Origin of the sequence: Parasediminibacterium schistidii (genome assembly GCF_046546515.1) — a bacterium.
Classification (GTDB): Bacteria; Bacteroidota; Bacteroidia; order Chitinophagales; family Chitinophagaceae; genus Parasediminibacterium.
This window is the reverse complement of the sequence record NZ_JBKHKJ010000038.1, coordinates 12,610-33,011: the sequence shown is the minus strand read 5'-3', so window position 1 is coordinate 33,011 and position 20,402 is coordinate 12,610. Positions and strand designations below refer to the sequence as shown.

21 protein-coding genes are annotated in these 20,402 nt (G+C 39.7%); 10 read left to right on the top strand and 11 right to left on the bottom strand.

Going from position 1 to position 20,402, the window contains the following annotated elements; genetic code table 11:
- Positions 1–136: 136 nt before the first annotated feature.
- Positions 137–1,813, bottom strand: a complete 1,677-nt coding sequence (locus tag ACHFIY_RS17190; protein WP_410847355.1) for a M1 family metallopeptidase — start codon at positions 1,811–1,813, stop codon at positions 137–139.
- A 647-nt stretch (positions 1,814–2,460) separates the two neighbouring features.
- On the opposite strand from ACHFIY_RS17190, the gene ACHFIY_RS17185 reads away from it, so the two are divergent.
- Positions 2,461–2,613: a hypothetical protein gene (locus tag ACHFIY_RS17185; protein WP_410847354.1), complete on the top strand. Its 153-nt coding sequence runs from the start codon at positions 2,461–2,463 to the stop codon at positions 2,611–2,613.
- Between the two features lie 32 nt (positions 2,614–2,645).
- Here the strand turns inward: ACHFIY_RS17185 and ACHFIY_RS17180 are convergent, their stop codons facing one another.
- Positions 2,646–2,981 (bottom strand): HepT-like ribonuclease domain-containing protein, encoded by a 336-nt coding sequence (locus tag ACHFIY_RS17180; RefSeq protein ID WP_410847353.1) that lies wholly within the window; start codon positions 2,979–2,981, stop codon positions 2,646–2,648.
- Positions 2,971–3,258 (bottom strand): nucleotidyltransferase family protein, encoded by a 288-nt coding sequence (locus ACHFIY_RS17175; RefSeq protein WP_410847352.1) that lies wholly within the window; start codon positions 3,256–3,258, stop codon positions 2,971–2,973. The genes ACHFIY_RS17180 and ACHFIY_RS17175 overlap by 11 nt, the downstream gene beginning before the upstream one ends.
- Before the next feature lie 1,903 nt (positions 3,259–5,161).
- Between ACHFIY_RS17175 and ACHFIY_RS17170 the strand changes: the two genes are divergently transcribed.
- From ACHFIY_RS17170 to ACHFIY_RS17155, 4 genes are all read left to right on the top strand, one after another.
- A complete protein-coding gene (locus ACHFIY_RS17170) occupies positions 5,162–6,085 on the top strand; it encodes a hypothetical protein (protein WP_410847351.1) in 924 nt (307 codons plus the stop codon).
- Positions 6,086–6,107: 22 nt separating this feature from the next.
- Positions 6,108–6,275, top strand: coding sequence for a hypothetical protein (locus ACHFIY_RS17165; protein WP_410847350.1), 168 nt, complete (start codon positions 6,108–6,110; stop codon positions 6,273–6,275).
- A gap of 711 nt (positions 6,276–6,986) precedes the next feature.
- Positions 6,987–7,289, top strand: a complete 303-nt coding sequence (locus tag ACHFIY_RS17160) for a nucleotidyltransferase family protein (protein ID WP_410847349.1) — start codon at positions 6,987–6,989, stop codon at positions 7,287–7,289.
- Positions 7,286–7,627, top strand: a complete 342-nt coding sequence (locus ACHFIY_RS17155; RefSeq protein WP_410847348.1) for a HepT-like ribonuclease domain-containing protein — start codon at positions 7,286–7,288, stop codon at positions 7,625–7,627. The genes ACHFIY_RS17160 and ACHFIY_RS17155 overlap by 4 nt, the downstream gene beginning before the upstream one ends.
- Positions 7,628–7,791: 164 nt before the next feature.
- Here ACHFIY_RS17155 and ACHFIY_RS17150 read toward each other — a convergent pair whose 3' ends face one another.
- The 8 genes from ACHFIY_RS17150 to ACHFIY_RS17115 form a co-directional block, all read right to left on the bottom strand.
- Complete coding sequence (locus ACHFIY_RS17150) at positions 7,792–10,365, bottom strand: TonB-dependent receptor domain-containing protein (protein WP_410847347.1); 2,574 nt, start codon at positions 10,363–10,365, stop codon at positions 7,792–7,794.
- Between the two features lie 157 nt (positions 10,366–10,522).
- Positions 10,523–10,900, bottom strand: coding sequence for an HYC_CC_PP family protein (locus ACHFIY_RS17145; protein ID WP_410847346.1), 378 nt, complete (start codon positions 10,898–10,900; stop codon positions 10,523–10,525).
- A 138-nt stretch (positions 10,901–11,038) separates the two neighbouring features.
- A complete protein-coding gene (locus ACHFIY_RS17140; protein ID WP_410847345.1) occupies positions 11,039–11,383 on the bottom strand; it encodes a heavy-metal-associated domain-containing protein in 345 nt (114 codons plus the stop codon).
- 132 nt (positions 11,384–11,515) lie between these two features.
- Positions 11,516–12,103, bottom strand: coding sequence for a TMEM175 family protein (locus ACHFIY_RS17135; RefSeq protein ID WP_410847344.1), 588 nt, complete (start codon positions 12,101–12,103; stop codon positions 11,516–11,518).
- A gap of 36 nt (positions 12,104–12,139) precedes the next feature.
- A complete protein-coding gene (locus ACHFIY_RS17130) occupies positions 12,140–13,564 on the bottom strand; it encodes a response regulator (protein WP_410847343.1) in 1,425 nt (474 codons plus the stop codon).
- Between the two features lie 151 nt (positions 13,565–13,715).
- Positions 13,716–14,159, bottom strand: a complete 444-nt coding sequence (locus tag ACHFIY_RS17125; RefSeq protein ID WP_410847342.1) for a response regulator — start codon at positions 14,157–14,159, stop codon at positions 13,716–13,718.
- 90 nt (positions 14,160–14,249) lie between these two features.
- A complete protein-coding gene (locus tag ACHFIY_RS17120) occupies positions 14,250–16,676 on the bottom strand; it encodes a PAS domain S-box protein (RefSeq protein WP_410847341.1) in 2,427 nt (808 codons plus the stop codon).
- Between the two features lie 193 nt (positions 16,677–16,869).
- Positions 16,870–17,817 carry an isoaspartyl peptidase/L-asparaginase family protein gene (locus ACHFIY_RS17115; protein WP_410847340.1) on the bottom strand — a complete coding sequence of 316 codons (948 nt, stop codon included), beginning with the start codon at positions 17,815–17,817 and terminating at the stop codon, positions 16,870–16,872.
- Positions 17,818–18,052: 235 nt separating this feature from the next.
- On the opposite strand from ACHFIY_RS17115, the gene ACHFIY_RS17110 reads away from it, so the two are divergent.
- The 5 genes from ACHFIY_RS17110 to ACHFIY_RS17090 all read left to right on the top strand — a co-directional run bounded on the left by ACHFIY_RS17110 (position 18,053) and on the right by ACHFIY_RS17090 (position 20,244).
- Positions 18,053–18,325 (top strand): hypothetical protein, encoded by a 273-nt coding sequence (locus ACHFIY_RS17110; RefSeq protein WP_410847339.1) that lies wholly within the window; start codon positions 18,053–18,055, stop codon positions 18,323–18,325.
- A gap of 148 nt (positions 18,326–18,473) precedes the next feature.
- Positions 18,474–19,262 (top strand): 5'/3'-nucleotidase SurE, encoded by a 789-nt coding sequence (surE, locus tag ACHFIY_RS17105; protein ID WP_410847338.1) that lies wholly within the window; start codon positions 18,474–18,476, stop codon positions 19,260–19,262.
- A 69-nt stretch (positions 19,263–19,331) separates the two neighbouring features.
- Positions 19,332–19,628 (top strand): hypothetical protein, encoded by a 297-nt coding sequence (locus tag ACHFIY_RS17100; protein ID WP_410847337.1) that lies wholly within the window; start codon positions 19,332–19,334, stop codon positions 19,626–19,628.
- 40 nt (positions 19,629–19,668) lie between these two features.
- A complete protein-coding gene (locus tag ACHFIY_RS17095; protein WP_410847336.1) occupies positions 19,669–19,905 on the top strand; it encodes a DUF5678 domain-containing protein in 237 nt (78 codons plus the stop codon).
- Between the two features lie 36 nt (positions 19,906–19,941).
- Positions 19,942–20,244 (top strand): retroviral-like aspartic protease family protein, encoded by a 303-nt coding sequence (locus ACHFIY_RS17090; protein WP_410847335.1) that lies wholly within the window; start codon positions 19,942–19,944, stop codon positions 20,242–20,244.
- The last annotated feature ends 158 nt before the right edge of the window (positions 20,245–20,402 follow it).

Here is a 20,402-nt window from a genome sequence, read left to right as displayed (position 1 = left end):
GTCGTAAGTCGTAAGTCGTAAGTCGTAAGTCGTAAGTCGTAAGTCGTAAGTCGTAAGTCGTAAGCGTAAGGATCATACAAGATAAGCATAAAAACCTAATGCCTTACATTACTTATTGCTTTTTAAGTAGTAATTCCTAATTCTTAATTACCACTATATAATATTCCCTTTCTAGGTTTTTCTTATTAAACCATCCCATTTCTTCTTCGGTTAGGGTTACCGTTGTTTTGTTTGTACCTATATTTATGGTGAGTGAAGATAATGGGATGGTAATGGGCATGTTGAAGCCATCAACACAGTTTGCCCAATTTAGGGTAATGCTAGATGGATCTTTATTAATATGGTAATGCAGTTCCGGCACTTGGGTTGTCCTTAAATATTGGTCAAATACTTTTTGGAGGTTGATGCCACTCTGTTGGCTAATATAGGTTTCTATTTGCTGCGTGGTAACAGTTTGGTGGTAAAATTCCTTGTTCAATCCCCGAAGTATTTGCCTGAAAAGGCTATCGTCATTAATAATATGCCTAATGTTTTGTATCGTGTTGGCGGCTTTGTAATACATATCGCTGCTGCCTTCCTTGTTCACGCCGTAGGGGCCAATAATTGGCTTGTCGTTTAGTATGTTTTTGCGGATGCCTACACAATAATCTTTGCCTGCCTCTTTGCCAAAGAGCCATTCGGTATATAGCACTTCGGAATAATTGGTAAACCCTTCGTGTACCCACATATCGGCAATGTCTTTGGTGGTAATGCTGTTTGCAAACCATTCATGCCCGCTTTCGTGCACTATTATAAAATCCCATTTCAGGCCCCAGCCAGAGCCACTAAGGTCACGGCCATGGTAGCCATTCTTGTACCCATTGCCGTAAGCCACGGCACTCTGGTGTTCCATGCCTAGGTAGGGGGCTTCCACCAGCTTGTAGCTGTCCTCATAAAAAGGGTATTTGCCAAACCAGTATTCAAAACAATGGAGCATGGGTTTTGCTTGGTCAAACTGTAGCTTGGCTTTTTCTAGGTTATAATCCAAAACCCAATAACTTAGGTCTAGCTTGCCGCCTTCGCCCATCAGGGTATCGGTAAAGTTTACATACTTGCCAATATAAGGTATGATGGTATAGTTATTTATTGGGTTTGTAACCTGCCACTTGCTAGTACAGGTTCTATCCATTGTATTTTGATAAACCATCCTGCCATTGCCAACAGAAACCAAGCTGTCTGGCGTGGTGATGCTAAGCGTAGCGCCGCTGTCTGGCTCATCACTTTGTATGTCTTTGCATGGGTACCAACTACTTGCACCTAGCCCTTGGCAGGCAACACTAACCCATGGTTTGCCATTTGCATCTTTTTTCCAAACCCATCCGCCATCCCATGGTGGGTTTACTGCTTCCCGTGGCTTACCATTATAAACAATCCTCAAGGCATAAATAGAGTCTTTTCTAAGGGCGTTACCTGTTTGCAATAAATAAACGCCATCTTCTTTGTGAAATGTTATGTTGGGGTGTTTTTGAAATATACGGTTAGCGTTAACAATGCTAGTGCTAATGATTGCCAATGTGTCCTGTAAGTCTATTTGCATTACCGACCCTAGTTTTACTACTTTAAAAGTAATGGTGCAAACACCGTGTATTGTTTTATTATCAAGGTTGGGGGTAACCGATATATCGTATTTCAGCACGTCCCACCAATCTCTGTTTGCATTGTTGCTGCCCCTTAGTGTGTCTGCCTTTGTGTATATTGGCAATTGGGGTGCTTGGGCTGTAGCCGCAATGATTATAAATAAGTATAGTATTTGTAGATAAATTGCTTTTCTCATCTTTTGCTTTTTTTGTTTACGGGTGCTAACCTTTATAGGGTTCAAAGCCCTATAAAGGTTAGCAAATATTATGTATAAATTTAGGGTGCATAAAAGTTCCCCCTTTTTTAATAAAAAAAATCCCCTTAGCAGAACCATACATCCCATCCGCCCCATTTTTAAATCTGGGTTAAATAAAGGTAGCGACAAACTCTTGCACTGGAAAGGGACTAAGCATGGGGATGTAAAAACGAGGACACTTATACAATTTTTATACTATTACTTTTATGGGGCTTTTTATTAAAATAGTTTCAGTTTTGCCATTTTTGTGGGATTTTTAATTTGTTTCTATTTTCAAAAATCGTTGCCAAACTTGTAAGCCATTGATTATCAACAACAACATCAAATTTTTGTGCGTGTTTTGTGCTTATTTTGTGCTTATTTTCTGCGTAATTTGTGCCTATTTTATGCGTACTTTATGCTCATTTTGTGCGTATTTTTTGCCTATTTTACAGCCATAAATGCAAGATCAAATTTTGGGACTACAACTATCTTAATATTAGTAAAAAAAGAACTACGATGCTGCCGCTAGAACATTAGGTTTGTAAAACACTTTGCTTAAATACTTTTGCCACACAAAAATAAGGCTTTTTATCAATTTTGAAAGCATGGTGTTTTGTTGCTTTAAGCAACAACATAGGGCTACTAAGCTAAAAGCCTTGCAGCGAAGATATATTGCATTCGCCAGTTACAAACTGGCTTATTTGGGAGACACCAGTGACCAGCTAACGCTGAACACCGGCGCCAATGGGGGCTTGTAGAGCAGTTTTTTGTTACCTTGGCAGAACTACATTTAATTGTTCAATAGTGCTTCTATTTCTTGCTTAAGAATAGGCAAATGCTTGATAATAATCCCCCAAATTTGTGGGTTTTCAATTTCATCGTATCCATGAATTATTTTGTTACTTGCGTTGATAATTGGCCTAGTGTTGGATATGGTAATATTGGGGTCTATGTCCAGCAAACGCTTGGTGGCTTCGCCAATTATTTCCAAATTGCGTTCCACTGCTTGCTGTGTTATCAAGCTGCTATTATAGTGTTCAAAAATTTGGGGGCTGCCAATATAAGTTTCAATATTCTCGATACAAGTTTTTATAGTTTGTAAGGCTTGGTTATATTTATTGTTCATAAATCAATTCTTTCGTTTCTTGAAGCTCTTTGATGAAATAAGGGTTTTTAGGTGTTGTTTCCTGCAATAAATCTACTTTTCTGTTAAACGTATCTTCTATTGCAAATTGCAAATCCCACATCAGTTCGCCTTTTTGCAAAGGGTCGGTAACTTCAGGTTTAAAGTTTATCAAAATATCCAAGTCGCTTTTATCATTAAATTTATCGGTGAGTACCGATCCAAAGAAATAAGCGTTTTTTATGCTGTGCCTTTTAAATAAATCAATTATAATGGGCATATTAGGCTGAAAATTAGGATGTATCATATTTGTTAAGAAGCTAATTTATGTTGTTGTTTAATCTCTTTATAATTGATAAAGCTACTTGTTTTTCAAAATATTGGCACCTGTTTTTTTAAGCTATCTATGTGCAACGAGACTACAAGCATAACAGCAATGAAGCTAGTAAAAAAACTTCGCTTTCATCAAACCTAGTTCATCAGCCACCGTTAATTCTACCTTTGGAGAAGCCTAACCACATATAGGCTGTTATTGATTTGTAAACGCTAGCTAACTATTAAAAGAAAACCGCTTATATCCGGTTAGATTTCTCGTGCCTCGAAAAGACGGGGGAACGGAGCGAGAGGCAGACCATAGGCGATGCACCAGCAACACTACTTTTATTTTTAGAGTCGTGCTCTAGCGGGGAGATATTGCAACCGCCAGTTACAAACTGGCTTATTTAGGAGACACCAGTGGCCATCTATCGCTGAACACTGGCGCCGGCCTTAGCGAAGGCACACGCGCCATAGGCACGCGGCAGCACAACCCGATTGTTTTACGTGCGCTAGCGGGGCATAAAAGTTTTTCGCTTTGCTAGTACAAAGCTAACTGTATAGGATGAAAACATCTGTTTGATTGGGCTGATGCCATCGGCATCAAACGTTTATAGAAAACAGTTGATACACAACACACATGCGACCCCGAAGGGGTCGAAGGATAGCGGGCTTTTTGATTTCTATAAACGTAAAATCCCGATGGGATTAGTGTAGATTTATCAAAATGCGGGTGGCTGTAGCGAAAAACTTTTATGCACCCTTTTGTTGCGATATAGGAAACAGCATAGGGCTACTAAGCTAAAAGCGTGACAGAGAAGAGATATTGCAACCGCCAGTTACAAACTAGCTTATTTGGAAGACACCAGTGGCCATCTATCGCTGAACACTGGCGCTAGTGGGAAAGGGCAGACCATAGGCGATGCGCCAGCGACTATTGATTATTGAGGCTCGTGCGCTAGCGGGGAGAGGTATTGCAACCGCCAGTTACAAACTGGCTTATTTGGGAGGCACCAGTGGCCAGCTATCGCTGAACACTGGCGCCAGCGGTTATTGCAACCGCCAGTTACAAACTGGCTTATTTGGAAGACACCAGTGGCCAGCTATCGCTGAACACTGGCGCCAGTTGGAACATCTGTTTGATTGGGCTGATGCCATCGGCATCAAACGTTTATAGAAAACAGTTGATACACAACACACATGCGACCCCGAAGGGGTCGAAGGATAGCGGGCTTTTTGATTTCTATAAACGTAAAATCCCGATGGGATTAGCATTTAGATTTATCAAAATGCGGGTGGCTGTAGCGAAAAACTTTTATGCACCCTTTTGTTGCGATATAGGAAACAGCATAGGGCTACTAAGCTAAAAGCCTGACAGAGAAGAGATATTGCAACCGCCAGTTACAAACTGGCTTATTTGGGAGACACCAGTGGCCAGCTAACGCTGAACACTGGCGCCAGTAGGTAACTAGTAGAGTGGCTGCTAGTAAAAAAACTTCGCTTTCATCAAACCCCGCTTATCAGCCACCGTTACTTCTACCTTAGGAGAGGCCTAACCGAATATAGGCTGTTATTGATTTGCAAACGCTAGCTAACTATTAATAGCAACTCGCTTATATTCGGTTAGATTTCTCGTACCTCGAAAAGATGGGGAGAATGAAGCATAAGGTAGTTATAAACTGGCTTATTATTTAGACACCAGCCATCCTTACGGAAGACTGGCGCCAGTTGAAATCTAAGCAAACGACCTTTTGTGATTATTGAAAATAGAATTTCATCTGCTACAGGAAAAAATCATGAAATTTGCAGACACTCCGATGTCATGATTTTAAATGCTTTTGTACTTTACACCTTTATTCATATTTCAAATGAAAGAGATTATTGATATCTTAGACAGGAACAAAACGTTTGCAGACTCAGATGAAAAGCTAGTAAATTTACGTGAAGGGTTTACTGCTTTAGCATTAGACTATGGATTTCACATTGAAAATATTTGGGGAGGAAACCATAAAATACTTGAGCTAAAAGAAAATGTTACATACAGATTATTTAGCTCCCTATTTCATTACCAATTATTGCTAAAACAGCACTATTTTATTGAACAAAGAATTGAGAAAAGAATTAAAAATGAACCTGAAAGATATACAACCTTAATTTATCCAAAAAAACATCCAGATTTCGAATACGCTGAAAAAGAAGTTTCCGCAATCTTTGACAGTATAGTATTTCATCTTGCTTCAATATTTGATTATCTCAGTATTTTGATAAACTTCTGCATTTCTGATAAAGAAAAAACGCCTCAATGGACATCAATCAGCAAGTCTGCACGTGACCCTCAGAACGACTTATCCAAAAGAGATATTGCAGGGACAATTGAAAGTTTAAATAAGGAGTTTGTCATAAGGCTATATGACTACCGGTCTGAACTCATTCATAAAAGAAGTGATATAAATGAATATTCGTTTGAGTCCAGAATAGAACCCGGGAAACTTCTTGCTAGGTTTATTTGCTCAAATAAAATAAGGCGAACATTTAAAAATTATGGTGAAGAATCTAAGGATTATACAGTTTCTCATTTTTCAGTTTGGCTCATTGACATGACAGCAAACTTAATTGCCAAAATACTTTTATCACTTAAAAGAGAAATAAAGAAAGACTCTAAATTCCCTTTTCATACATACAAAGATGGCACTAAACCATTTCTAATGTATGTGGATCCTATAACAAATGTAGCAGCGTCACCAGCCTCCCCACATTGGGAAAAATTTGGGAAGCATTTTAATGACATATAGCTCAAAAATGCAACTTAAAAGCATGACAAAATATCAACCAAGCAACAACCACCTAAATATCATCCTATTTCCCCAATCCTCGAATAAGCTTGCTTTGCAATTTGCCAAAAATAAAGATCATACAACTGGCACCCAGCTACTCCACGCCAAAAACATTGTTGCTGTTGCACCGCCTGTAGCGCGTACCTAACTTTTCGTTCTACCGCTGCCTCCATAACTCATAACTCAAATTCTCCCACCATGGGGGAATTTTGGGGCATTCATGGGGGAAATATGCCCCCATATAGGATTGTTTTTTTCAATAGCCCGTAAATTTTTCCCAATTTTACAATATGTGGCCTCGTTGTCCCTGTTAGGGCAACCGCTCTAGTTGCCCAAGCCATGGTTGTTGACCTCATGCCACTATATTTAATATACAACTAAAAATTAATAATATGTTCATTTTAGGCTCAAAAAACACTCATTTTTCACTCACAAATCACTCACTTTCCACTCAAAAATCACTCACGAATCACTCATTTTTCACTCACTTTTCACTCACAAATCACTCACTTGTAAAAAACATAAAACAATGAATTTCAATGAGTTAGCTTCAAAAAAGACCTAAAATTTAAATTCAGGATTAAAATACACTACCAAAATTAGGTGCAACGCTCAGCTAGTCCACGCCAAAAATAGTGTTGCTAGTGCACCGCATGTGCGCATAGCTTTCGCTCCGTTCTGTCGCTGCGTGGCCATGATTTGTCAACTTTTAGTAAATTGGCAATTCTTTTGTTGCTGTAATCAACAGTATAGGGCTACGAGGTTGCAAGCCTCGTAAAGAATGGCAATGGATTTTAAATGCTTGTTCATCGTGATGAAGTTTTTTGAACAAAGCATAAGATTTGTAGATTTGCTTAATATGGAAAAAATAATTGAACAGAACCTGGCAGAAATAAAGTTGCTTTTTACGAAGCATGGGGCTGTTAGTGCTTATGTTTTTGGAAGTGCCGCTATCAATAAGATGGATGCAGATAGCGATGTTGATTTTTTGTTCAGTTTCCCACCCAACACGCACTTTGAAAAATATGCCAATGATTATTTTAGCTTGCTTTACGCTTTGCAAGATTTGCTTCACAAGGAAGTAGACTTGGTGGCAGAGGAAACATTAACCAACCCTTACCTGATACAAAAAATTAATACCCAGAAAATTAGGATTGTATGAGCCTTGATGAACTAAAACTTTTGAACGATATAAAGGTATCCATTAGCCTAATTGATGTTCATCTTGACTATAAAAGAAATTTTGAAGCGTATATAAATAATATTACGAGCAGAAGGGCAGTAGAACGGGAATTGGAAATTATAGGTGAAGCCATTAGCAAAATTTTGAAAATAAACCCTTCAATTCCGCTTTCTTATGCAAGGCTAATTGTTGACCTGAGAAATAAAATCATACACTCGTATGACAACATAAATAATGTGATAATTTGGAAAATACTTGTAAAAGACATCCCTGTTTTGCAACAAGAAGTTGCTGATCTGTTAGATACCAAAACATAGTAAGGGATACCCTTTTCTGGTTTTATACTTAGAAGAAGCACTAATCAAAAGAAGGTTAAAAGGTATTCATAACATAATTTTTCTTAGTGCTTCTTTTCTGCTTCCCTTAAAGCTTTGTGCCGCTTCGATCCTTTGAGCCTTCGTGGCTACTCTAATTAGATTGCCTACAATACCTTAAACCTTACCCCCACATACAGCATCCTGCCGTTTACGGGACCCCAAACCATGGAGCCATCGAAATACGGGCTGAACGGGTGGGTGTTGTCTATAAACAATTGCTCCTGTTTGTAATTGGCCAGGTTTTCGCCACCTACATACAGTTCCCATGTTTTGCCCCATTGCTTGGTTATTTGGGCAGATAACTGGAAGTAAGCAGGGGAGTTGGCGGGCATTTGCAACCCCACAGGGTTGGCAGCCGTGTTGGGCAAACGCTTGCTGCTAAACCATTGGGTGGTAAAGTCAAACTTAAAATGGTTGGCTGTTTCGTAAGCCAGGTTTGCAAAAGCACGGTGGCGGGCGGTGAGGGGCTTTTCCATCAATATGCCATGGTAAGTGGTTTGCACATCTAGCCAACGGTAGGCAAGCCTTAGGTCAAAACGCTGCAATAATTCGTAGTTTACCTCTGCTTGCACGCTATTGGAGTATGACTTTCCGTTTAAGTTGTAAAAGTTTATTTGCTGTGGGTTGGCATCCACATCGGCTATTACTTGGTTTTTAAAATCTGTACGGTAGGCATCAATGCTTACAGCGCCTTTGTGTTTATTCAGCGTAAACTGTTGGGAAAGGTTGATGCCATAGTTCCACGCTTTTTCAGGGTCTAGGCTATAGCCATAATTGTTTGTTGGATTCAGGATATTGTATTGGCGACTACTTACAAAAAGGCCTGTATTCTCTGCAAAAATATTGGCTACCCTAAACCCGGAACCTGCTGAAAACCGAAGGTTGGTTGTTTTGGTAATATCATATTTCAGGTGCAGGCGGGGCGTAGTAATAAAGCCAAACTGGTTGTGGTAATCTTCCCTCAAGCCAAGTATAGCCGTGAATTTATCGGTAGGGGTAAACGTATATTCAAAAAAAGCACCAGGTACGGTTTCTACCCTTTTGTAAATGGTGGAGGCAAATGTTTCGTTGTAGTTGTCGTTGCTAAAACTAAGCCCCGTCCTAAACTTATGCTCGGTAGTGCCTATGATGGACTGGTATATTAAATTGGCATACAACGAGCTTTGCCTGCCATCATATTTCGTTAGGCCGTAATAGGCATTGTTGGTATAATTTTTTGCAGAGAATATAAAGCCAATGCTTTTGTATTTCTTTCCAGAAAACACATAGCCTAATTTGCCAAAAGCCTCGTATTGGGCAACATCAATGCCTACGCCGTATTTGTTGGTTGTTAATTTGTCATTGTTGGGATTGAAGTCCGTTTCCCCTGCTTGCCTTTTGTCTGCCAATGCCTTAATACCAAATTGTGCTATTAATCCCTTATTGTCTATATACCGCCAGCGGTTGATGAGGTTTAGCTGGTGGCCTATTGGCACATCTAGGAAGCCATCTTTATTGTCATCGGTTTTAGTGTTGGTGATGTTGGCGTGCGTAAGCAACGTAGTAGCCCATCGATCGTTTAATTTTTGGGTATAGTTTACGCTTGTTTCCAGCCTGCCCAGCATATTGGCGTAGCCATTTACCAATAATTTTTCGGCTTTGTCTGGCTTTTTTTCCTCGATATTTATTTGCCCGGCAATGCTTTCATAGCCATTGGCCACGGAGCCGGTACCTTTGGTTACCTGTACAGATTCCAACCAAGGGCCAGGCACGAAAGTTAACCCATAAGCACCAGCAAGCCCACGTATTTCTGGGATGTTTTCGGTGGTTATTTGGGTATAGTTGCCAGACAGGCCCAGCAACTGTATTTGCTTCACGCCAGTTACGGCATCGCTGTAAGATACATCTACCGAGGGGGTTGTTTCGAAACTTTCCGACAGGTTGCAGCAGGCTGCTTTTGCTATTTCTTTCGAGCCAATATTCAATGTGTTGAGCGTGCTAAGCGTGGACACATAAGCTGAAAATGGCCTGCCAGATGTTACCGTAACTTCCTTCAAGGTTTTTGTCTTGTCGTCTTTCAGGATTACTTTAATGTCTGAAGCATTGTTAATAGAAAGCGTATCGGGGATAAAGCCCACATAACGCACGATTATTTTTGCTGGGAAATCTTTGTTTTTTATGCGGAATACACCCAAGCTGTCGGAGGCTACCGTGTTGTTCATGCCAAGCAGGCTAACGGTAGCATTGACAATGGGCAGCATATTGCCTTTTTGTGTTTCCTGAAGCACTACACCAGTGATTAGGCTATTTGTATTGACTGTATGTTGTGTCGCAGCAGAGTTGATGGTTGGTATTGAGGCAATAGGTTCCCTTTCATATTTGCAGCAACTAGGCAGCTTGTTGTAAGCAACTTCTGTAGCTTTTACCGTTTTACTATCATGCCCTGCAGCTGCCAACTTTTGCTGGATGGCGGGGATATTCAACTTAGTACTATCGAATGTTACGGTCAATATTTTGGTGTCAATACCCCAATCGGCCTTGGAAATACCATTGATGTTGAGTGTTTTTTCAATGCGTTCCTTGCATTGTATGCAGTTGCCATATACCATTAGGGTATCTGTCTTGGCATTTTTCTTTTGTGCTATTGCAGGTATAGTTGCCACAAATAAGCACAGAAAAAAGAAATATAATCGTTTCATTGTTTTCAGAATTAATGATGAATTAATTTTTAGGTAGCCACGAAGGGCTTGCCACAAAGACACGAAGGCTCTAAGCAGCTCTAAGAAAAAAGAAGAAAAACAGCTACTTTCTTTTTCATTAAATCTTCGTGCCTTCGTGGCAGAAATATTCAAAAAATCATATCCTGAAAATGCAAAACAATATTTGCCTCGACGGGAAGCAGGGTGGGGAAAGGGGGAGTAAAGAAGGGATTGTTGTTTTTTGCCATTGAATATTATCGTTGGCAGCAAAGTAGTTGTTAGCGGGTATGGTGAATACCAATGGGGTGTTGTTGTGTACTTCTACTACTTTTTCCTGGTCGGTAGTGAGTTTGATATTTACCGTTTTGTTGGTGCAGCAGCCTTTTTTAGTGGTATGCACGCAATTATCAACAGGCTGAGCCTGTGAAATGGAAACGCTTGATAGCTTTTCGCAGCAATAGAAGAAATGCAGGTTTACCCCCAATGCAGCCACTATATAGGCTGCGGCAAATAATATGAGGAGTAATTTTTTCAATTGATGATTAAAGATTTGTATTTAAGCGAAAGTTTTACCACAAAGGGTAGAAATGTTTTTTCAGAAAGCGAATGGTCGTATGCAGTAGGGGCGTATGCAATACGCCCCTACATTCGGTTAACGATACGCGGTCAACAGTTAACCCTTTGCTTTCTTCCTATCATACTGGCAGCATTCGTCCAGCTTTTCGTATGCTGCTTTTGTGGCGGTAGCATCTTGGGTATCGTAACCTGCCTCGGCTATTTTGTCCTGTATTTTCTTGGAAGAAGTTTTTGTGGCATCGAAGGATACTGACAATACTTTTGTGTCCACATTCCAAGTAGCTACCGCAGCACCACCTGCCTTAGCTGCTTTTTGGATATGGCTTTTGCATTGAGCACAGTTGCCATATACCTTGATTGTTTCGGTTTTAGCTGTTTGTGCATTCACGGCAAAAGATGCTATTGCTAAAACGAGTGTTAATACTAAAAACTTTGTTTTCATTGTTGTATAATTAAAATGTACATAAATATAACCCTCAATACGGGTTTTTGTTGTAAACCTTACAAAGGTAATACTATGAACAAATATAATTTATGATGATAATCATAAAAATTAATTTCAAATGATGTTGCCTTATAGTTTTTCGGTTTCCGTTAGTTTGTCTTCAATGCGCCTATCTGGTATAAACCATATACAAGCTACCAAGAAATACATGAACAAACCTAAGTACGGGTTGATAAAGCTAAGCACAATGCCTAAACCATCTAAAACTACAGAGGCAATCCCTTTTTTATCTTTGCCAATAGCAATATCCAAGGTGGAATTTTTGCCATGCACTGCAATAAGGCATTGCGAAAGCATATAATATGCCACGCCAGACATTAGGGAAATTACCCCATACAAGGCAACAGGTATGGGGGCAAAATGGTTTTCGCCCATCCAGCCCGAAACAAACGGGAACAAGGATAGCCAGAAAAGCAGGTGTATATTAGCCCACAAAACACTGCCGTTGATGTGCTTGGCAGCTTGCAGCATGTGGTGGTGGTTGTTCCAATATATGCCCACGTTTACAAAACTCAGCACATAGCTAATGGCCACGGGTATTAAAGGCTGCAACGATTGCAACGAATCGCCATGCGGCACTTTCATTTCCAACACCATGATGGTGATAATTATGGCTATTACCCCATCGCTAAATGCTTCCAACCGTCCTTTGCCCATATATCTAAAACGTTTAATTATTTGAAATTTAGATAGTTACGCTTCATCCATAATCGGGAAATTCACCGCCAACTCGAAACCTTGATTGGGGGCTGAATTGATGAATACTTTGCCATGGTGCAATGCCGCCCGGGTACTAATGTTTTGCAGCCCAACGCCATTTCTTTTTTCAGTAAGGTCGCAACCTTTACCATTGTCTTTAATAGCCAGTTCTAAACTCTCATCTTTTAGTTGCAATGAAATATCTACGACAGAAGCACCCGAGTGCTTAACTATATTGTTCAATTGCTCTTGTGCTATCCTGTAAATCATTAACTTTTGATCTTCCGATATTAAGTTTTCCGAAAAATCGGCAAAGGAAGTATTAATGGTCATATTGTCAAGTACCCTTAGGTTGCTTAGTACGCCTTCTAATGCCTGTACTAGCCCAATATTGTCCAAGGCAGGCGGCACTAGCCCTTTGGTTAGTTTCCTTATTTCTTTGATAGATTCTGAAATAATTTGCTTGATATATTTCAAGCGCTCAAAATCTATTTTTTGAGTAACAATCACATTATCTAGGAATAAAAGTGCCGTTACTAGAATTTGGTTTATGTTATCGTGCAGTTCCCGGCCTAGTTCTGCCCTTTCTGTTTCTTGTGCTGTGATGGTGGCAGCAGTAATGGAACGTTGTTTTTCTTCCTGCTGGGCGGTAAGGGCTTTTTGCAATTCTATTTTTTCGGTTACGTCATTAATCTGTACCTGCCTTACAACCTTCTCGTTCATTTCAATATGGTAGAATGAAATTTCTACCATGATTATATCCCCATTTTTCTTTTGATGTGGCAAAGGGTTAGAAAGCAAATTTTTTAATTCATTTGGGTCGTTAATTACAGGGTGAACCCGCAATTCTGGTGGCCTTAAATCCAATATACTCAGCTTGGTAAATTCTTCCCGTGCATATTGGTAGGTTTTTACGGCAGCCTCGTTGCATTCCAGTATGTTTAATGTTTCCAAATCATAAATATACATAGGGGAGGGGTTGTTATAAAAAATCTGGCGGTACTTGGCCTCGGATGCTTGAAGCTGTATTTCAGATTTTTTCCGCTCTATACTATAGCGTACCGTTTTTTCCAGTATCCTGTCGTCAAACTCGCCTTTTACCAAATAATCTTCTGCCCCTAAAGCAAGGGCTTCCAGCGTAGTGTTTATGTCAGACAAGCTGGAAATAACAATGATAGCAGCCGTCTTTATTTTATTTTGGATGATGGTGTACGATTCCAAGCCTTCGCTGTCGGGCAAAAACAAGTCTAGGAAAATGATATTGGGTACTTCTGTATCTAAAACGGTGAGTGCTTCGTCAATAGAAGCAGCATGTGAAATGGTGCCTATCCTCAGTGATGAAAGGGTAAGGTATTGGTTGAGCAAGTATAAGTGTACTTCATTGTCTTCTATTATTAAGATATTGATAAGGGTTGTCACAGATGTTCTATTTAAAAATGAATATTAAAAATATATAACAGCAATAGATTTTGATTTTAAATGCTTTGTGCCTTTAATAATATGCCAATCGCCTTGTGTTCCTTGTGCTTCTTACCCCCTTGTGTACCTTGTGGTAAAAAATAATCATCCATCAATCAGCAGGAAGTTTTATAACGCTTGTCCAATGTAGTTGTATGCTTTGCACCAATGCAAAAAAGCTATCAAGGTCCACGGGTTTCGTGATGTAAAAATTTGCATGGTTGCTATATGCCTCATTAATATCATTTTTTGAATTGGAAGTGGTAAGCATGATAACGGGTATCCTTTTCAAAGCAGGGTGCTTTTTAATAAACAGCAATACCTCTATACCATCTACCCTTGGCAGGTTTATATCTAATAATATAAGGTTGGGCATAACTGTATCTTCGTAAGGGGCTTCTTTTTTTAGGAATGCCAATGCTTGCTCCCCGTCCCTTGCCACCGAGACAGGGTTATTTAGTGTTACCTCGGCCAACGCTTCCATCGTTAAAACAATATCGCCTTCATTGTCTTCCACCAATAAAATATCAAGAGATTTGTTTATCTGCTCAACCATATCCTGTTTTTAGGGCAATGATACTACTTATTAATGATTTGAATGATTGTTGCAAATGCTGTTCCTTGATTCAATACTTTGCTAATAATGCTACTTTTTAGGGATTGTAAAATAAAAGGTACTACCTTCTTGGGGGATGGATGTTACCCATAGGCGGCCACGGTGTTTTTCAACAATTTTTTTACAAATAGCCAAGCCAATACCAGTGCCAGCATACTGCGTTTTGCTATGAAGCCTTTGGAAGATAACGAAAATTTTATCAAAAAACTTTGGGTCTATGCCTATCCCATCGTCTTTTACAGAAAATTCCCATTCTTGTTCTTTTTCAATTGCGTCAATTACGATATGAGGTGGCACTGCTACTTTCTGGTATTTTATGGCGTTGCTGATTAGGTTTTGAAAAATTTGCATCATTTGCGTTTTTACTGCATGTATAATGGGCAAATTATCGGCAACATCTATTACAGCACCGCTTAGCTTTATCTTGCCAGAAAAATTAAATAATACTTCACGTACTACCTGGTGCATATCTACCTCTTCGTTCAGCTTCAATTGTGTATTTACCCTGGAGTATTCCAACATGTCCATTATTAGTTGCTTCATCCTGTCTGCACCTTCCACGGCAAAAGTGATATAATTATCGGCTGTCTCGTCAATTTTTCCAGCATATTTTTTCTTGAACAATTGCAGGAAACTGGTAATGGTACGCAATGGCTCCTGCAAATCGTGCGATGCTACATAAGCAAAACGCTCAAGTTCTGTGTTGGAAACAGCCAATTGGTCTGCCCGTAGCTTTAGTGCCTCGTTTAGTTCCAATAGTTTCAACTCAGTTTGTTTTTGAATGGTAACGTCTTGCAATGCCCCAATAATCCTGATAGCTTTGCCTGTTTTGGGGTCGTTCATTACAAATGCTTTGTTTTGCACGTATTTATAACTGCCATCTGCACAAAGGCACCTGAATTCATCACTGAATGTATTCTCTTTTTGTTGTAATTGAAAGGTTATTTTGTCAATTACCCTACGCCTATCTTCGATATGAATGTGCCTTAGTGCCCATTCTGTTGTATAGGCTACCTCGCTAGGGTTATATCCAAAAATAGAGCTGATGCCGTTGTTCCAAATAACGCTTCGTGTTTTTAAATCGCAATCCCAAATCGCATCGTTGGTGGCCTTTGCTACTATATCGTACCGCTCTTTGCTTAGCAATATCTCCTGCTCGGCTTTTTTATTAATTATAATGGTTGTAAGCAAGTCGCCTATCCGTTCAAAACTGTTCATCTCCGGCCCAGTGGGTATTCGGGTTGTTTTGAAATAGGTACTAAAAGTTGCAAATGCAGATTTGCCCTTGTCTAAAAGTGGTATTGACCAACAGGCTTTAAAACCAAAGCGTAGTGCTAGGTTTTTATATTTGTCCCATAAAATATTATTTTCGATGTCATCTACAATTACCCGCTCTTTTAAATAGGCCGAAGTGCCACAGGATCCTTGGTTAATGCCAATAGGGGTGCCTTCTATCAATTGAAGGTAATCGGCAGGTATATCAGGTGCGTGCCAATTGTGCAATAAGCCGTTTTTAACATGCAACAAACTGCAAATCATATCGGGGTGAATTTTTTGTAAGCCCTCTATCAAATATTCAATGGCAGTATCGGCTGTATTGTCTATGCTGGCATTTAGTTCCAATGCCTCTTTTTCCAGCGTGAATAGTTGCTCTATCCTTTTTTCTTCATTAATAACTTTTATAATGCTCGACAGGCCATTGTCGGTAGGGTAAGCTGTAACTTCCAACCACATATTAAATGGCTTGTAATACATTTCAAAGTTTACCCGTGTTTTCTGTGCCAGTGCTTTCCTAAACTCTTCCAGCAGCATTGGGGCATTGCCCATGTCTATCAAGTCCCAGAAATATTGCCCAATAATTTTTTTGTGCTCCATACGCAGGATGCGTTCCACCACTTTGTTGCAGTACAAAAACTTCCAGTTGCTGTCAATGGCAAAAAAGCCTTCGGTAATACTTTCTAAAATATTATTTTTCTCAATATTGGCTTTTTCTAAGTTTTCAATTGCCTCTTTTATTTCCTTGTCCTTTTTCAGTTTATTGGTGATATTGGTAACGATGCAATAAATGCCTACTATGGCATTGTCAACATATATAGGCATGCTTTTTACGGATATGTCTAGCACATTGCCTTTGGCAGTAATTGTTTTCAATTCAAACCTTTCAATTTTTCCTTTCTTGGCTTCTTCAAAATGGGCAAGTGCCCGTGATAAGTAATCGGGCTGTACAAAATCTGAAAAAGACATTTTTAATAACGTTGCCTGGTCGCATTCGCTTCTAGTAGCAATTGTCTCGTTTGCGCCAGTAAATTTGCCGTCTAGGTCAAGCGAAAAAACGCCTTCAGGGTTTTGATAAAACAGTGATTGGTACACTTGCAGGTTGCGGTTGTACTCATCCTCCAGTTTTTGGTAGTACTTTAATATGTTCTCAGGGATATTTTGAATCGGTAATCCTTTCATTGGCATTGTTTTATTGGGTTAGGGTAGTTTATCTGGATTAAAGCATTCGTATATCTGAACAGCAGCATTGTTCAGGATTAATAAATACAGCAATGTACAGTAAACTTTGAATGGGGTGTAAAATAATGAATTTTAAAAAGGAATATCAATATTGTGTGTAATAACAGAAAAAAAGGTTTTGGGTGTCGAGTTGCTATTTATAAATACTCACTTCGTGGGTGCCATCGCTTTTCCGGGCTGCCCTGTACATGCCAGCACTGTTAAAGACCAAGGCGTAGTTGCCGTGAGCATCTATGCCAATCATGCCGCCCTCCCCGCCAATAAGCATTAATTTTTTGTTTACTACTTCGTCCATGGCTTCCTGCAGGCTCATGCCTTTGTACTCCATCAGGCAACTTACGTCATACGCTGCCACGCTGCGGATGAACAGCTCACCATGCCCTGTGCAACTAATGGCACAGGTATGGTTGTTGGCATAAGTGCCAGAACCTATAATAGGGCTATCGCCAACTCGGCCATATTTTTTATTGGTCATGCCCCCTGTGCTGGTGGCGGCAGCTATATTACCCTTGCTGTCGCAGGCCACGGCCCCTACCGTTCCAAATTTTTTGTCTTTCATCAACTCTTCTATCTGGTGGTTGGTATGGTCCAGTGAATAACCATCGCTGTCCCTCACCGCCTTCCATTGGTCGTACCGGAACTGTGAGTAGAAGTACTCTTCCGGTTCAAGTTTAATGCCCTGCTTAATGGCAAAGTCATTGGCACCTTTGCCGCAAAGGAACACATGGTTGCTGTTGTGCATCACTTCCATGGCTAGTTCTATGGGGTTGCGCACATTGCGAACACCTGCAACAGCCCCTGCGCTCAAGTCGCTGCCATCCATGATGGCTGCATCCATTTCCTGCACGCCCTTTTTGGTAAACACGCTGCCACGGCCTGCATTGAACAATATATTGTCTTCCAATATCACGGTTGCAGCTTTCACCGCATTCACGGCACTGCCTTCCTGTTCAAGAACGGCATAGCCTGCATCCAAGGCATCTTGCAAGCCTTGCAAATACGCTGCCTCCAAAGCAGGTGTCATATCTACTTTTAATATAGTGCCTGCCCCGCCGTGTATTGCTATGGAAAATTGCTGCATAAAGTTGCTTTAAGGGCTAAATATAGGATTTATTGCCATAAAGGCAAGAAGGTCCAAAGTGATACAAAGGAAGAAGAAAAAGGTTTTTTATACAAGAAGTGAATATAGGGGTAAACATACTAGTGAGGGGTGGGTATTTATTGCAAAAAATGAGTATACCAGGTTTTATAGCATGTTGCAGGTTGGTTTTTAATAACATAATTACTATATTTATAATATAAAATTTCATTAGCGTATGGGTGCTGTAAATATTAAGCTATACGATTTATTAAAAACAGACTTTCATTTGTCTGACAAAAAAGCAATGGAGTTTGCCCAAGCCATTCAGGAAATTGCTGTGAGTGAAGCAAAAAACGAATCCCATAATTATAAAAGTGAATTAAAAGAAGACATGTTAAGGTTGGAAATCAAAATGGAACAAAACAAATCGGAACTGCTTCTTAAATGGTTTATTGGTTTGTTCGTAGCCCTTGCTTTAATGATCATTGGATTATATATTAAAAAATAACTAAGCCCAACTTGTCCGTTCCTTCAAACCCAAAAATACAAGAATTCACTGCCCTTCCCCCTGCGTGCATCTTTGTGCCTTCGAGCCTTAGTGGCTGAAAAAAAAAGTTTATAACTAAAAATAACTATCTTCTTATCTTGCGTTACTTATGGCAAATGAAGAAATGGAAAAAGAAGGGCCAATTATACTCATAACAAATGACGATAGCATTGCGGCCCCAGGTATCAAAGCATTGGTAGAAGCAGTAGAAGGCCTTGGCAGGGTGGTGGTGGTAGCACCAGACAAACCACAGAGCGGCATGGGGCATGCCATTACCATTGGGCACCCTTTAAGGTTGCAAAAAAGCTTTATTATCCCCGGTGTAGAAGCTTATACATGTACTGGTACGCCTGTAGATTGCGTGAAGCTGGCAGTGGACAAAATACTGCACCGCAAGCCAGATATTTGCCTTAGCGGCATAAACCATGGGGCAAACCATAGCATCAACGTTATTTATAGTGGCACTATGAGTGCTGCCATGGAAGCAGCTATTGAAAGCATACCATCGGCTGGGTTTTCTATACTGGATTATAGCATGGAGGCCGATTTTACAGCTGCTAAAATATATATCAGGAAGATTGCTGGGATGATGCTTACAACTAAGCTTGACAAGCATTTGCTGTTGAATGTAAACTTCCCGGCTTTGCCACCTGATTTGATAAAAGGTATTAAAATATGCCGCCAGGCTTATGCCAAATACGAAGAAGACTTTTTGGAACGCAAAGACCCGCATGGCAAGGATTATTACTGGCTTACTGGCGAGTTTGTAAACTTTGATGAAGGCACCGACACCGATGTTTGGGCATTGGCAAACGACTATGTAAGCCTAGTACCCGTGCAGTTTGACCTTACCAACTATGAACTAAAAAAGAAATTAGAAAGTTCCTGGAGTTTATAACTTTTTTTTATAACCTAAAAACGTACAACGTATAACTTACAACGTACAACTCAAAACGTACAACTCAACATGTTTTTAAAGAAAGATAGTTTGATACTGGGCCTCGTGCTTGGATTCCTGGCCCCATTGCTTGGCTTGCTTGTATTTTATTTTTTGAAATTTAGCAGTATCAGCTTTTGGGAGTATTTGCAGGTATTGGTAAGTGCCAAAAGCTTTTTCACATCTGTTATCACCGTTTCCTTGATTGCCGATGGGGCGATATTCACCATTTACACTAATTCAGGCAGGGATGAAACGGCAAGGGGTATTTTTATTGCTACTTGTATTTATGCAATTATTAGCATAGGATTGAAATTTGTGGGATAAGGGGATTTAGTTGTTAAAATTGCTTAATTTTATACCAACTATGTTAGAAAAAGAATTTCAATACTATTTAGAGCACCAAGAAGAATTTGTAAAAAAATATGCTGACCAGTTTCTTGTGATTAAAAACCAAGAAGTAGTTGGTGTGTATGAAAGCAAACAAGAAACCTATAACAAGGCCGTTGCTACTTATGAATTGGGTACTTTTCTTATACAGCATTGCCTTCCTGGAGAATTGGGCCATACCCAAACTTTTCATTCGCAAGTAATTTTCAAATAACCATCTAATCAAAGGAGATTAATATATATTTTTTCCATGCAACCTTTAGCCTTTACCATTAAGTCAAATGTGGGGATTAGCAGCCAGTTAATAACATTGGTTTATATTTGTGTGCCAAATACAAAAAGCAGCTTTCAAGTAAAGGCAATATGGGATACAGGGGCTACAGCCACTGTTATAACTGATAATGTAGTAAGAGCATTGGGATTAATAGCTACTGGTATGTCGCATGTGCATACCGCAAATGGTATAACAATTCAAAATACTTATATTGTTGATGTTATTTTACCAAATGGAGCAAAAATTGAAAGCGTAACTGTAACAGGCCAAAAGCATTGAGTGGCGGTTGCGATGTGTTAATTGGGATGGATATTATTACCCTTGGTGATTTGTCGATAACGCATTTTAAGGGATTCACTTGTATGTCTTTTCGTATTCTTTCCATGCATGAAATAGACTATGTAAAGAATATAGATTTGCAAATTATTGCAAAACCA